15 protein-coding genes are annotated in these 13,536 nt (G+C 69.4%); 6 read left to right on the forward strand and 9 right to left on the reverse strand.

Features of this window, described 5'->3' with window-relative positions; all coding sequences use genetic code 11:
* Nucleotides 1-9 precede the first annotated feature (9 nt).
* Nucleotides 10-609: a type IV toxin-antitoxin system AbiEi family antitoxin domain-containing protein gene (locus ACFQS9_RS15955; protein ID WP_378406302.1), complete on the reverse strand. Its 600-nt coding sequence runs from the start codon at nucleotides 607-609 to the stop codon at nucleotides 10-12.
* A 95-nt stretch (nucleotides 610-704) separates the two neighbouring features.
* Between ACFQS9_RS15955 and ACFQS9_RS15960 the strand changes: the two genes are divergently transcribed.
* Nucleotides 705-1,469 carry an LmeA family phospholipid-binding protein gene (locus tag ACFQS9_RS15960; protein WP_378406304.1) on the forward strand — a complete coding sequence of 255 codons (765 nt, stop codon included), beginning with the start codon at nucleotides 705-707 and terminating at the stop codon, nucleotides 1,467-1,469.
* A 33-nt stretch (nucleotides 1,470-1,502) separates the two neighbouring features.
* Here the strand turns inward: ACFQS9_RS15960 and deoC are convergent, their stop codons facing one another.
* Nucleotides 1,503-2,174: a deoxyribose-phosphate aldolase gene (gene deoC, locus ACFQS9_RS15965; protein WP_378406306.1), complete on the reverse strand. Its 672-nt coding sequence runs from the start codon at nucleotides 2,172-2,174 to the stop codon at nucleotides 1,503-1,505.
* 68 nt (nucleotides 2,175-2,242) lie between these two features.
* Here deoC and ACFQS9_RS15970 point away from each other — a divergent pair, with 68 nt between their 5' ends.
* The 3 genes from ACFQS9_RS15970 to purU are packed head-to-tail and all read left to right on the forward strand — an operon-like array spanning nucleotide 2,243 to nucleotide 4,542.
* Complete coding sequence (locus tag ACFQS9_RS15970) at nucleotides 2,243-2,764, forward strand: GNAT family N-acetyltransferase (protein ID WP_378406308.1); 522 nt, start codon at nucleotides 2,243-2,245, stop codon at nucleotides 2,762-2,764.
* Nucleotides 2,765-2,800: 36 nt separating this feature from the next.
* On the forward strand, nucleotides 2,801-3,658 hold the full coding sequence (locus tag ACFQS9_RS15975) for a class I SAM-dependent methyltransferase (RefSeq protein ID WP_378406310.1): 858 nt from the start codon (nucleotides 2,801-2,803) through the stop codon (nucleotides 3,656-3,658).
* A complete protein-coding gene (gene purU, locus ACFQS9_RS15980) occupies nucleotides 3,655-4,542 on the forward strand; it encodes a formyltetrahydrofolate deformylase (RefSeq protein WP_378406311.1) in 888 nt (295 codons plus the stop codon). The genes ACFQS9_RS15975 and purU overlap by 4 nt, the downstream gene beginning before the upstream one ends.
* 49 nt (nucleotides 4,543-4,591) lie before the next feature.
* On the opposite strand, the gene ACFQS9_RS15985 is transcribed toward purU, so the two are convergent.
* The 5 genes from ACFQS9_RS15985 to ACFQS9_RS16005 form a co-directional block, all read right to left on the reverse strand.
* The gene (locus ACFQS9_RS15985) at nucleotides 4,592-5,620 is read right to left on the reverse strand and encodes an alpha/beta fold hydrolase (protein ID WP_378406313.1); all 1,029 of its coding nucleotides are present in this window, start codon (nucleotides 5,618-5,620) and stop codon (nucleotides 4,592-4,594) included.
* 224 nt (nucleotides 5,621-5,844) lie between these two features.
* Nucleotides 5,845-6,135: a DUF2516 family protein gene (locus tag ACFQS9_RS15990; RefSeq protein ID WP_378406315.1), complete on the reverse strand. Its 291-nt coding sequence runs from the start codon at nucleotides 6,133-6,135 to the stop codon at nucleotides 5,845-5,847.
* 75 nt (nucleotides 6,136-6,210) lie between these two features.
* Nucleotides 6,211-7,002 (reverse strand): heparin-binding hemagglutinin, encoded by a 792-nt coding sequence (locus tag ACFQS9_RS15995; protein WP_378406317.1) that lies wholly within the window; start codon nucleotides 7,000-7,002, stop codon nucleotides 6,211-6,213.
* Nucleotides 6,999-7,427 carry a helix-turn-helix domain-containing protein gene (locus tag ACFQS9_RS16000; RefSeq protein WP_378406319.1) on the reverse strand — a complete coding sequence of 143 codons (429 nt, stop codon included), beginning with the start codon at nucleotides 7,425-7,427 and terminating at the stop codon, nucleotides 6,999-7,001. Before ACFQS9_RS16000 ends, ACFQS9_RS15995 begins: the two co-directional genes overlap by 4 nt.
* A gap of 83 nt (nucleotides 7,428-7,510) precedes the next feature.
* Complete coding sequence (locus ACFQS9_RS16005) at nucleotides 7,511-8,782, reverse strand: DUF445 domain-containing protein (protein WP_378406548.1); 1,272 nt, start codon at nucleotides 8,780-8,782, stop codon at nucleotides 7,511-7,513.
* Nucleotides 8,783-8,883: 101 nt separating this feature from the next.
* Here ACFQS9_RS16005 and ACFQS9_RS16010 point away from each other — a divergent pair, with 101 nt between their 5' ends.
* Together ACFQS9_RS16010 and ACFQS9_RS16015 are read left to right on the forward strand one after the other, a co-directional pair.
* Entirely contained in the window at nucleotides 8,884-9,651 is a 768-nt protein-coding gene (locus ACFQS9_RS16010) for a TetR/AcrR family transcriptional regulator (RefSeq protein WP_378406321.1), read from the forward strand.
* A gap of 40 nt (nucleotides 9,652-9,691) precedes the next feature.
* Complete coding sequence (locus ACFQS9_RS16015) at nucleotides 9,692-10,042, forward strand: DUF4873 domain-containing protein (RefSeq protein ID WP_378406323.1); 351 nt, start codon at nucleotides 9,692-9,694, stop codon at nucleotides 10,040-10,042.
* A 10-nt stretch (nucleotides 10,043-10,052) separates the two neighbouring features.
* Here ACFQS9_RS16015 and ACFQS9_RS16020 read toward each other — a convergent pair whose 3' ends face one another.
* Together ACFQS9_RS16020 and ACFQS9_RS16025 are read right to left on the reverse strand one after the other, a co-directional pair.
* The gene (locus ACFQS9_RS16020; protein ID WP_378406325.1) at nucleotides 10,053-10,184 is read right to left on the reverse strand and encodes a hypothetical protein; all 132 of its coding nucleotides are present in this window, start codon (nucleotides 10,182-10,184) and stop codon (nucleotides 10,053-10,055) included.
* Nucleotides 10,185-10,577: 393 nt separating this feature from the next.
* Nucleotides 10,578-13,475: a CHAT domain-containing protein gene (locus ACFQS9_RS16025; RefSeq protein WP_378406327.1), complete on the reverse strand. Its 2,898-nt coding sequence runs from the start codon at nucleotides 13,473-13,475 to the stop codon at nucleotides 10,578-10,580.
* Nucleotides 13,476-13,536: the final 61 nt, after the last annotated feature.

The raw sequence follows: 13,536 nt of genomic DNA on the forward strand, positions 1-13,536 counted from the left end.
CCCGCCGGGTCAGGCCCCGGCGGCCAGCGCCCGGCCGACCCGGCGTTCGACCCGGACCGAACGCCCCACCGAGCCGGCCTCGAGCCCGGCCCGATCGAGCCTGCCGATGGCCAGCGCATCGCCGACCACCTCGTCGAGCACCCACTGGGAGATCCCGCCGTCGGCCAGATCGAGCACCGTGCGCAGCGGGGTGGTGATCAGGAAGGCCCCGGTGTGTTCGCGGTCGGCGGGCAGCAGCTCGGCGCGGTGCACAGCGACCCGCTCCGTGCGGACGTGCACGGGCGCGCTCGCGGTCACGTGCAGGAACTGCGGGTGCAGGTGCCCGAGCCCGTACAGCTCGGCCGCGCTCTGATGCGAGACGACCGCGCCCTGCAACTGGACGCACTGCCGCGCCACGTCCTCCAGGTCGGTGTGCGGCCATGGCGACAACCGGAACAGGTCCCGGTCGACGCGCTCCCACCCGCCCGCGCCGACCGCGCCGCTGATCTCCCCCGGCGAGAAGCCGAGCATCCGCGCCTGCCCCGCGGTGAAGTACCCGGCCTGCTCGAGCGCACGCTCGTACAGTCCCCGCTCCCGGTCCTCGCGGTGCCGCACGACCCCGTCGTCCATGACGTCACAGTACGTGCGACTGTGGCGTGGATCACAGGAAATCCTCGTAGCGAGTTCTCAGAGCCCCCTCAGACTCTTCGGGAAGAATCCCTGAAATGGCCACCACCGCGAACGCTTCGTCCCGGTCCACGAACCCCGGATCGAAAAACAACCGCGTCCTGCTGATCGTCCTCATCGTGATCGCCGCGCTGATCGCGGTCCTGATCGCCGCCGAACTCTTCGTGCGACACAACGTCAAGCAGTGCATGGCCGACCAGTTCGAGAGCGAACTCGGGTCTCAGGTCGACGTCGACCTGAGCTGGAAGCCCGTGCTGCTGCAGGCGGTCGACAAGAACGTCCCGTACATCAAGATCACCAGCGACGACTCCAGCTTCGGCCCCGCCAAGGACATGCACGTCGTGGCGAAGGTCAACGACGTCGAGCTGACCGAGACCGGGGGCACGATCGGTAGCTCCACCGCCGACGTCGACTGGTCCACCGAGGGAATCCTCGCGACCATCCAGGCGCAGCCCTTCGGCCAGCTGGTCTCCGGGGTGACCGCGGACCCGTCGGCGGGAACGCTGTCCTTCCAGGTCATCGGGCTCGCGCAGCTGACCGTCCGGCCGCAGGTCGTGGGCGGCGCCGTCGACGTGGAGACGGTCGAGGCCTCGGTCCTCGGACTCGGGCTGCCCACCGACCTGGTCAGCGGCATCGTCGACGTGCTCGGTGCCAGCCTGCAGACCCTCCCCCTCGGGATGTCGCCGACCTCGCTGACCATCACCGACGGTGGCCTGCAGATGTCGATGGCCGGCGGCGCCTACACGATGCCGGAGGCCTCCCCCGAGGCGCAGGCCACGGGCGGCGGCTGCTCCCTGCTGTGATCCGCGCTCGCGGTGGCCGGGTGGCGGTTCGCGCTACCCGGCCGCCGGGAATCCGTCCAGCACCGCGCGGGTACCGGACAAACCCAGCCTGGTCGCGCCCGCCTCGATCATCTCCCGCGCGGCGTCCGCGGTCCTGATCCCGCCGCTCGCCTTGACCCCGAGCCGCCCGCCGACGGTCTGCGCCATCAACCGCACGGCCGCCGCGGACGCCCCGCCCGCCGGGTGGAAACCCGTCGAGGTCTTGACGAAGTTCGCCCCCGCCCGCTCCGCGGCGCGGCAGCACTCCACGATCGCCTCATCGGACAGCGCGGCGGACTCGAGGATCACCTTGAGCACGGCGGCGTCCCCGATCCCCTCCCGCACGGTGAGGATGTCGGCGAGCACCGCGTTGTAGTCGCCGGCCACGGCGGCACCGACGTCGATCACCATGTCGATCTCCCGCGCGCCCTGCTCCACCGCGAGCCGCGCCTCCGCCCCCTTGAGCAGGGAGTGGTGCTTGCCCGACGGGAAACCGGCGACCGCCGCGACCGTCAGGCCCTCGGCGCGCACGGGCAGCATCGACGGGGAGACGCAGACCGCGTAGACGCCGAGCTCACGCGCCTCGGCGATCAGCGCGTCGACGTCGGCGGGCGTGGCCTCCGGCTTGAGCAGGGTGTGGTCGACCATCTGGGCGACCCGGTCGCGGGTCAGCGGTGCGTCAGGCATATCGAAGAGCTTGGCACAGCGACAAAACTCGGTTGCGCCGCCGCCGCGCCGCGCCGCACACTGCCGTGATGCTGATCCGACGTGAACTCCCCGCCGATGTCGACGCGATCGCGGCGGTGCACCGCGCCGCCTTCGCCGACCAGATCCCGCCCGGCGCCGACGAGCCGGTGGAGGTCGGCCTGGTCGCGATGCTGCGCGCCTCCGACGCCTGGCTGCCCGCGCTCTCGCTGGTGGCCGTGGTCGACGGGGAGATCCGGGGTCACGTCTGCCTGACCCGCGCCACCGTGGCGGGGCGCCCCGTCCTCGCGCTGGGGCCGATCGGGGTGCCGCCGCACCATCAGGGCGACGGGATCGGGGCGGCGCTGATGCACGCGTGCCTCGGCGCGGCCGACGCCCTCGACGAGCCCCTGGTCGCGTTGCTGGGCCACCTCGACTACTACCCGCGGTTCGGGTTCGTCCCCGGGTCGACGCTGTCCATCGACCCCGGTGTCCCGGACTGGGTCTCGCATTTCCAGGTCCGCACCCTGTCGGCGTACACCCCCGACGTCACCGGCGAGTTCCGGTACGCGCAGCCGTTCTACGAGTTGTGAGCGCGCGCTGGCGGAATCCGCGGCTACCGTGTCGGTATGGGTGCCGATGAGCTTGCCGCAGTGTTCAACTCCGGCGCGGCCGAGTTCAGCTGGTTGACCCCGCAGGTCTGGGGCCCGGCCGGGCAGGCTCTCGTCTTCCAGCTGCGGCTGCGGCCGGGCGACACGGTGCTCGACGTGTGTTGCGGCGCCGGCGCCTCGGCCCTGCCCGCGGCCGCCGCCGTCGGGCCGGGCGGGCGGGTGCACGCGGTCGACCTGGCGGACGACCTGCTGGAGGAGGGCAGGCTGCTCGCCTCCGATCGTGCCCTGACCAACATTGACTTCGTGCGCGCCGATGCCACCGAATGGGAACCGCCGAGCACCGTCCCCGAGGCCGGCTACGACGCGCTGGCCAGCTCCTACGGGGTGTTCTTCCTGCCGCACATGGACGAGTCGGTGAACCGGCTGGTCAGCCTGGTCCGCCCGGGCGGCAAGGTGGGCGTCACATCGTGGCGTCGCGGCGCGCTCGAGGACTACGCGGGCGCCTACTTCGACGCGGTCGCCCGGCACGTACCCGGCTTCGACGCCGGCCCCCGCGACGATGCCGAGGATCCGCTCAAGAAGCTCGACACACCCGACGGCCTGAGCTCCTGGCTCACGGGATTCGGCACCACCTCCGTCGAGATCAACGAGATGTCCAACTGGCTGCCCGCGACCCCCGAGCTGGCGTGGGGCATGGTGCTGGGCAGCGTGCTGCGCGGCCCGCTCATCGGGCTCGAGGCCGCCGCCGTCGAGTCGATCCGGCTCGAGTTCCTGGCGCTGCTCACCGAACGCGACATCGAGACGCTGGACCTGGGCACGCTGGTGGCCACGGCGGTCGTCGAACGCCGACCGGTACCTGCGACACTGGGTCCATGAGCTCGCCTACCACCGAAGACGACCGCCGTTTCGTGCTCTCCCTCGGCACCCCCGACCGCACCGGCATCGTCGCCAGGATCTCCACGTTCCTCGCCGAGGTCGGCGGATCCATCGTCGAGGCCGCGTACCACGCCGACCCCGACAGCGGCTGGTTCTTCACCCGGCAGGCCGTCAGCGCCTCCTCGATCGACATGAGCATCGACGAGCTGCGCACGGCGTTCACCGCGGTCGCCGATGAGCTCGGGCCCGAAACCGAATGGACGCTGCAGGATTCGTCCGAGCGCAAACGCGTCGTGCTGCTGGTGAGCAAGGAGGCACACTGCCTGCACGATCTGCTCGGCCGCGCCGCGGGCGGTGAACTGCCCGCGGACATCTGCGCGGTCATCGGCAACCACATGGACCTGGCGCCCGTCGTGGAGGCCCACGGGCTCACCTTCCACTACGTGCCGTTCCCCAAGGATCCGGCCGAGCGGGGCCCGGCGTTCCACCGGGTGCGCGAGCTGGTCGACGCCCACGATCCGCACGCGGTGGTGCTGGCCCGCTTCATGCAGGTGCTGCCCGCCGAGCTGTGCGAGCACTGGGCCGGCCGCGCGATCAACATCCACCACAGCTTCCTGCCGTCGTTCGTCGGCGCCCGGCCGTACCACCAGGCCTTCGCCCGGGGCGTGAAGCTGATCGGCGCCACCTGCCACTACGTCACCGCCGAGCTGGACGCCGGGCCGATCATCGAGCAGGACGTGATCCGGGTCGACCACGCCGACGAGGTCCGCGACATGGTGCGCCAGGGCCGCGACATCGAGAAGCTGGTGCTCGCGCGCGGACTGCGGTGGCACCTCGAGGACCGGGTGCTCGTGCACGGCCGCAAGACCGTCGTCTTCAGCTAGGCGCTCCGCGCCCGTGAGTCCCTTTGGTCCCCCTACGGACCAGACGGACTCACAGTCGGGCGAGGCGCCGGATCTCGTCGTTCACGGGCTCGGGGGCCTCGACGGTGCTCATGTGACCGATCGCGGGCAGCCGGATCAGGCGCTCCAGGTGCCCGGCCTCGTCCAGCACCTCCGAGATCCGGCGTGAATGCGACTGCGGCGTGAGCCGATCCGCGGTCCCGACGAGCACCGTGGTCGGAACCTGCAGGTTCTCCAGCGCGGTGCGGATGTCGAGCATGCTCAGCGCGGCGCCCCAGCCGCCGCGGGTGCGGCCGTGACAGTCGAGCACGATGCGGGTGCAGAACTCGACCTCCTCGCGCGTGGACCCGGGCGCCATCGCCGCGTACTGGATGACGCGGCGGGTGGCGGGCGTGTCGACGCGCACGGAGCTGCGCCAGCCGAGGAGCACCCGGCCCACCGGCGGCGGGATCGCCGGCAGCTTCTGCGAGAGCGGGATCAGCGTGCTCTCGGCGATGAGGCTGTCGGTGGCGGTGCTGGCCAGCATCACGGCGCCGGCCTTCTCCCGAACCTGCTCCGGGTACTTGCCGGCCCACGACATGATGCTCATGCCGCCCATGCTGTGGCCGACCACGACGGCCTTCTTGTCACCGCTGACGGTGGCCGCGAGCACCGCGGCCAGGTCGTCGGCGAGCAGGTCGGTGCCCAGCGGATTGCGACCGATCTCGGTGCGGCCGTGCCCGCGCTGGTCGTAGGTGATGACGCGGAAGTCGTCACCGAGCGCGTTGATCTGCGGGTACCAGTAGGCGGTCGAGCAGGTCCAGCCGTGGCTGAGCACGATGGGCTGCGCGTCGGGATCGCCGTAGGCCACGACGTGGATCGGGTGCCCGTCCGCGGACCTCACGGAGATCCTCTCGGGGCGGTGGACGGGGTCGCTCAGCGCGGGATTCGGCTCGGCCACGAACGGCGTGCCCGACCCGGTCCGCCGGGAGCGCACAACGGCCCCCACACCGACGATCGCCGCCGCGGCAGCCGCTCCGACGAGGATCCCTCGCTTCGAACCCCGTGACTGTGCCGTCACCTGTCCACCTCCGTGCCGTGTCTGAGTCTCGCCTCGATCGGGACCCGCCACGCGCGGGCGCATCACGGCCCCCGCCTGCCGGGGGCCGTAACCGAGTCACTCAACAATGCGGCCGGCACGGTTGGTTGTCAATGGCTATATGTAACCGAAATTCGCAGACACTTATTCGGGTCGCCGCGGGGCGTGGACGGCTCTGACGCGTCCCAGCGCGGGGTCCGCCGGAACTACCAGCGCGGTCCGCGCTGCACCTCGTCCACCCGCGGCCGCACGTCCACCAGATACACGGAGATCGCGACCACCGCGATCATCCAGAAGAGCATCCCGAAGGGCAGCAGGAGCACCAGCAGCGCGACCAGCAAGATGCCCAGCCAGATCGGCTTGCTCAGCTTGTCGACCGCGGTGAATGCGTCGGTGCGCTGCCGGATCGCGTGGAAGACCGCGAAAACACCCGCGGCGATGGCGGCGAGCTGGAGCGCGAGCATGATCAGGCCGGTGAGGCCGTTGACGGTCGGCATGTCATCCATCCTACGAGTTCGGCCCCCGCGCATCGTGATGCGCGGGGGCCGAACCCGATTTCAGCTGTGCGAGATTCAGCTGGTGGCCTTCTTGGCCGGGGCCTTCTTCGCGGGGGCCTTGGCGGCGGTCGCGGCGGGCTTCGCGGCGGCGGGCTTGGCCGGGGCCTTCTTGGCCGGAGCCTTCTTCACCGGGGCCTTCGCGGCGGCGGTGTCGACCTTCGCGGCGGCGGTCTTGGTGGTGGACTCCGCCTTCTCACCCGCACCGACGAAGCGGCTGGCGACGCTCTCGCCCGCCTCGGTCACGGCGTCGCTGACCTCGTCGGCGACGTCGCTGATGCGCTCGGCGGCGCGGCCCGCGAACTTGGCGGCCTGCTCGCCGACGGCCCGGGTCTGACGGGCGACGGTGCCGAGTGCCTCCTCGGTCAGGGTCGCCGCGTCGCCGAGCACCGACTCGGCCCGCTCGATGCCCTCCTCGACGGCGGGCTGCTTGCGCAGGCGCTCGACGGTCTCCTCGCCGCGCTCGGCGAGCGAGGTGTAGATGTCAGAGGCGACCTTCAGGTACGCCTCGGCGACCTTGCGCAGCTCCTCGGCGGTGAACTTCTCGCGCAGCTCGGCGAGCTCCTCGGGCAGCTCGGACGGCAGGCCGGCCAGCTTCTCGCGCAGGCTCTCGACGCCCTCGGTGAGGTCGCCGGTCAGCTTCTCGAAGCGCTCACGGGCGGCGTCGACGGTGAGCGTCTCCTCGCCGCTGGTGGCGCGCGAGCGCACCTGGGCGACCACGTCGGCAACGGCCTGGACGACCACGTCGCCCGCGCCGACGGCGGCGTACAACGGGGTCTTCACGCTGTCGAGACCTTTGAGATCAGTCATTCTTGCTTCTCCTGTTCGGGCTGGGGGTCGAGACGCGGATTGTTCTCACGCCGAAACGATTCGTAGATTTCAAGGAGGACCTGCTTCTGCCGCTCCGTGATGGAGGCATCGGAGAGCAGGGCATCCCGCACCGGACTGGCTGGGCGATCTTCGAGAAATCCAGCCCGCATGTACAGCACCTCCGCGGACACGCGGAGTCCCTTCGCGATCTGCCCGAGCACCTCTGCCGAGGGCTTGCGCAACCCACGCTCGATCTGGCTCAGGTAGGGATTGCTGACGCCGGCGAGCTGCGAGAGCTGCCGCAACGAGACCTGCGCGGCCTCGCGCTGCGACTTGATGAAGCTGCCGATGTCCTGGGCCGCGGAGCTGACCACCCGCGCAGCCACGTCACCGGCACTGTCGCCGGCGGGCGTTTCGTCGGACATCACACTCCCTACCTGGTGGGTGAATCCCACGGTACGGGAGAGTGCTAACTATTGCAAGCACTCCAGTTAGCAGGAGGCAACGGTCAGCTGAACAGCAGCTGCGAGACCGTGTGGATGGTCAGGCCGGCGAGCGCACCGACCACGGTGCCGTTGATCCGGATGAACTGAAGGTCCCGGCCGACCTGCAGCTCGATCTTGCGGCTGGCCTCCTCCGCGTCCCAGCGCGCCACCGTGTCGGTGATGACCCCGGTGATCTCCTCGGTGTAGTTCGCGGCGACGTACCGCACCCCGCTGTCGAGCCAGCCGTCGACCTTGGTGCGCAGTTCGGCATCGTCGCGCAACCGCTCCCCCAGCCGGATCACGGTGTCGCGGGTCTTCGCCCGCAGCGTGCTGTTCGGGTCGTCCACCGACTCGAGGATCATCCGCTTGGCGACCTTCCACGCGGCCTCGGCGGCGCCGGTGACCTCCTTGCGGCCCATGATCTCCGCCTTGACCTTCTCGGCCTTGGCCATGGTCGCCGGGTCGTGCTGCAGGTCGTTCGCGAAATCGACGAGGAACCGGTTGGCCGCCAGCCGAACCTCGTGCTCCGGGTTCGAGCGGACCTTCCAGGTGAACTCCACGAGTTCCTTGTAGATCTTCTCGCCGAGCAGCGCGTCGACGAACTTCGGCGTCCAGGCCGGGCTGTCCCGGTCGATGATCCGGTCGATCGTGTCCTGGCTGCCCAGCGCCCACTGGTGAGCCCGCTCCGCGAGCAGGTCGAGCAGCGGCAGCTGACGGTTCTCCTTGATCAGCTCGGCGAGCACCTTGCCGATCGGCGGCCCCCACGCCGGTTCGGCGAGCCTGCGGACGATGGTGCTGTCGATGATCTGTTGGACGTCCTCGTCGCGGAGCACCGAGACGAACCCGCGCAGGATCGTCGCCGTCTCGGCGGCCACCCTCGTCGCGTGCGCCGGCTGCGCCAACCAGGTGCCGACCCGCAGCGGGATCTGCGCGGCCTCCACCTTCTGCGACACCACGTCGGGCGCGAGGAAGTTCTGCCCCACGAAGCTGCTCAGGTTCGAACCGAGCTGATCCTTCTTCTTCTTGATGATCGCGGTGTGCGGGATCGGCAACCCGAGCGGATGCCGGAACAACGCGGTCACGGCGAACCAGTCCGCCAGCGCGCCGACCATGCCCGCCTCGGAGGCGGCCCGCACATAGCCGACCCAATCCGGGGCGCCCCTGGTCTCCTGCCAGCGGGACACCAGGTACACCACGGTGGCCAGGACGAGGAACCCCGTGGCGAGAGCCTTCATCCGGCGGAGGTCACGCTTCTTGGCGGCGTCATCGACGGTGAGCAACTGCACCAGGCCCATTGTGCCGAATCTCTCGGCCACGCCGCGTCAATCAGCGGCTCCCACCCTGAGGCCCCGCCTAAACTGTGCAGGAGATCAACCGAACGGATGTGGCGAACCCAGTGCCCAAGAACTCAGTGCCAACAGCACAGGACCCCGACCAGACCGAGGCCGGGACCCAGCCCGAGCAAACCGAGGTGGCGGCCAAGCCCGAGAAGCCGGACGGCCGCAAGCGGCGGTGGCGCGAGCACAAGATCGCGCGCCGCGAGGAGCTGGTCGACGGCACCATCGCGGCGATCCGGGTGCGCGGGCGCGATATCGGCATGGACGAGATCGCGTCCGAGATCGGCGTCTCCAAGACCGTCCTGTACCGGTACTTCAACGACAAGAACGACCTGACCAGCGCCACCATGATGCGCTACGTCGAGACGGTGCTCGCACCGCGGATGTATGCCGCGATCGGCAGCGACATGGACGAGTACGAGCTGGCCCGGATGGCCATCACCGCGTACGTCGAGACCGTCGCCTCCGATCCGGAGGTGTACCTCTACGTGATGGCGAACAGCGCGGGCGGCAACCGGGACGTCGTCGCCGAATCGGAGCGGATGATCGCCGAACTGCTCTCCGCCGTGCTCGGCGAGCGCCTGCGCCTGATGGAGATGGATTCCGGCGGGTCGCTGCCGTGGGCCTACGGGATCGTCGGGGCCGTGCAACTCGCCACCCACTGGTGGATCTCGAACAAGTCGATGACCGCGGAGAACCTCATCGACTACCTGACGATGATGACCTGGGGCGGCATCACCGGGATCGCGGAGGTCGCCGGCTCTCCCGCCCGGTTCAACGCCAACCCGCACCCGCTGCACCGTGGGGACACCACCGACGGCCTCTGAGGCACCTTGTGTTACCCGGAGTAACAGGTATTCTGACGGGGTGAGTGACTTCGATGCCGCGCCCGACGAGGACCACGACGAACCGGACGGATATTCCGGCAAGGCGCTCGTCACCGTCGGCGGGCACCCCACCCTGGCGCTCGATGTCCAGCTGGTCGGCCATTTCGAGCCGATCAGCGGTCGCTATCTGTGGCAGGGCCGGGTCCGTCGGCTGGCGGAGTCGTTGCCCGACGGTGTGACGGCCCCGCCCGGTGCCGAACTCGAGATCGAGACGCCCGAGGGCGCAGGCGTCGCGACGGTGACCTCGATCGACCTCTGGGGCAGCCACATGGTCGAGGGCCGGTCGGGTCGGCCGTTCTCCGCGATGGAGGACACCGAAGGCCTGCTCTGACGGGCGCGCGTCACGCCCCGACCGGCTCGACCCCGATACCCGAACGCAGGAAGTCGACGAGCGGTGCCGCCAGGTCCTCCGCCGTGGCGGGCCCGTGCAGCGGGAACACCGCGGAGGCGAGCAGGATCGAGCCCATCGCCATCGAACTGCGACTTGCCGAGTACAAACGTGCCTGCGCCGCCGTAGAACAGCACACCGCTGAGCGACGCCGACAACGGATTGAACCGACCACCAGGCCGGAGGAACCGAATCTCGGGCCTCGGCACCGCGTGTAGGCCCCAGACTCGTGAAGGTGTCCGGAGGTGCCAAGTGATGTCCGCTGCCCGTGCGGGCGGGTCGGACGTCGGTTGCGTCAACGCGCTATTGGACGTGCGGTAACCCGCTCAGCGTCAACGCCACTGACGGCCGTGTGTGCTGACGACGCGGGCCGAGGTGACGCGACTCCACCATTCGCGATGGCGCCCCGTCCGTGCGGCCCACACGGCCGTCCATAACCGCACTCGAGTCCAGCAGCATCGGCGACGGGCGGAAGCGCCTAGCCGGCGGCCAACTTCAGCACCCGGTTGGTGCCGTTGTTGGTGACGTAGACGGCGCCGGCGCTGTCCACCGCCACCCCGCCCGGGACCTCGAGGCCGGAAAACGCCAGCTCGGTCGCGCTGGTCGCCCTGGGGGCCAACTTCAGCACCCGCTTGGTGCCGAAGTCGGCGACGTAGACGGCGCCGGCGCTGTCCACCGCCACCCCGCCTGGGTTGTCGAGGCCGGAAAACGCCAGCTCGGTCGCGCTGGTCGCCCCGGGGGCCAACTTCAGCACCCGGTTGGTGACGATGTCGGTGACGTAGACGGCGCCGGCGCTGTCCACCGCCACCCCGCCCGGGAGCTTGAGGCCGGAAAACGCCAGCTCAGTCGCGCTGGTCGCCCCGGGGGCCAACTTCAGCACCCGGCTGGTGCCGAAGTCGGCGACGTAGACGGCGCCGGCGCTGTCCACCGCCACCCCGGCCGGGAGCTCGAGGCCGGAAAACGCCAGCTCGGTCGCGCTGGTCGCCCCGGGGGCCAACTTCAGCACCCGCTTGGTGCCGGAGCCGTTGTCGGTGACGTAGACGGCGCCGGCGCTGTCCACCGCCACCCCGGCCGGGTGTCCGAGGCCGGAAAACGCCAGCTCGGTCGCGCTGGTCGCCCCGGGGGCCAACTTCAGCACCCTGTTTGTGCCGACGTCGGTGACGTAGACGGCGCCGGCGCTGTCCACCGCCACCCAGGTTGGGCGGCCGGAAAACGGCAGCTCGGTCGTGGGCGACGTTTGGGGCGTTTGGGATGTTTGGGGGGCGAGGGTGATGACGGCGGCGATGATAGCGATGGTGGCGACGAGCCCGGCGGTCACGGCGATTTTTACGCGCCGACTCAACCGCGCAAAGAGGGGCTGGAACTTGGTCGGTGGCGCTGCAATGCGGGGTGCCGTGCGATGCTTGTCGGAGAGGGTGGGTGCGCCTGGCGGTGCCGTGGGTGCGATGTCAGCCGGGGAAGTGGCCTTGCATTGATCGCGGCGGGTGGCGGCGTCGCGATATTGGGCGTCCATTGCGACGATCTCGCCGAATAATGTTGCTGCGGTTGTCCACTCGCCGGAGGTCTGGGATTCGGTCGCTCTGCGGTACTTATCGGCGAGATCCAATTGTTGCTCGGCGGTAGCGCGCAGCGTCGAGGCGTCTCGGTAACCCAGCTGATCCTGTTCAACAACGGCGAACAGCTCCGCTGCTTGCCGCCAATTCTCTTCGTCGAGGTGATTCAGCGCTTGGGCGTAGCGGTCCGCGAGCTGGGCGTCGCGAATCTGTGCTTGGGCGTCGGAGACGATTCCGTCCGGGTCGGGGTTGTCGGGGTCGAGCCCGGCCAGTTCCTGTGCAGCGGCCACGACGGCATCCCATTGGCGGGCCTGATGCAGTGCGGTCATCTCATCAACCAGCGACCGGCATCGCTGGGCGATACGCGCATGTTCGAGACGACTGGCGGCATCGGGGTGTTTCGGATCAAGGGCGGTGAGATGCTCCAAGGCGCTCACCACGGTGTCCCAGTCGCCCTCCTGGGCGCTGGCGTCCGCGTTGGCTGACCAGTCTTGAATATCGCGTTGTCGGCGCGCCTGTTGCAGTCTCGTCTCGACCCGCGCCTCATCCGGATATCGCGCCTGTAGCGCCTCGAAGTGTTCGACGGCCTCGGGCCAGCGTTTGGCGTAGTAGGCGCCTAGTGCGTCAGCCCATTGCGAATCTCCGAGCAGGTCTTGGCGCTCATCGGCGCGCGTGACCGAGTACCTCACGGGCTCCGGTTCCCCGACGAGCTGGAACAATTCGGTGGCGTCTCCGCGGACGTGAAGGATTGGGGTGACCCATTCCAGGGTCCCGTCGCCTATTCCCCGGATATCGATGCGCCCGCTGCGTACTGCCTCGTCGACGCGGCGCCCGCTAACCAGCGCGGTGTAAAAGCCGCGAGGAAAGGCCACCGCCGCTGTGTCGCTGACGCTAAACTGCATGGCCGCCACCGCGCTAATGCCTCTGCGGACGAGCGTGGCGGCTGTGCCCGAGAACAGGTCATTGCTGCCGCTCTGTCCCGAAGCGCACGAGTTGAGCACAACCACCCTGGGCGTCGGTTCGGCCTCACCCAGCAGGTCAGCAAGCTTGGTGGCATCAACCCAATCGGCGCGCCCATCGTCTCGCACCAGTGCGATCCGTCCTTCACCGCGCTCGTAGTCGTAGTCGCCATGCCCAATGAAGTGCAGCACATGCCACGGTTCCTGCAAGAGCCGCTCATGCACGCGCCACCAGGACGCCTGAGTCTCCCAGTCCAGCCGCGCTTGCCCCGCCGAGATCGGTCCAGCCAGGGCCCTCTCGAGGTGCTGCCTTTCGGCGTCAACATTCAACTCCGGCAGGCCCCTCGGTGAGGCCACGATCGCCAGGATCCGCAATGGCGGGCGCACCGGCAGCGGGTCGGGAGTGTAGGGGGCGTCGATATGCCGAACCACATCATCCTTGAGGCACACGTACGTCTCGAGCTCACGGTCGTAGAGGGCCTCCCAGGGCATCACCGCAAGCTCCGGCGCCGTGATGCTAAGCACCAGCCGGAGCTTTTCCCCACGCTCACCTGCTACCGCGAGGCTGGAGCGATAGGCGGTATCGATGGGCCCGGCGAACAACGCCTGAAATAGCTGGGACCCGACCTCTCGCAGCGGCCTCTCCAGTTCCGGCACCACTCGGCGCCGGGCCCGAGCGGCGGAGGCCAACACTGTGGTTTCCAAGCTGCGGGATAAGTCCGCAAGGGCGTCGACGTCGAGCCTGAACGTTGAATGCGGTCTTCCTCCGGAGGCACCGCGCACGACTTTGACGGTGTATTCGCCCGACCCAGGTCCCGGGGTCAGATCCAGCCCGAACTCGGCGGCGGCAATCTTGTCGCTCATCGTCAACACATGCCCCACATGACGGTCACCAGTTCATGCTGGTGCTTGATTTCCGTTGCGC

The sequence above is a fragment of the Rhodococcus daqingensis genome (assembly GCF_042665615.1).
Taxonomy (GTDB): Bacteria; Actinomycetota; Actinomycetes; order Mycobacteriales; family Mycobacteriaceae; genus Rhodococcus_G; species Rhodococcus_G daqingensis.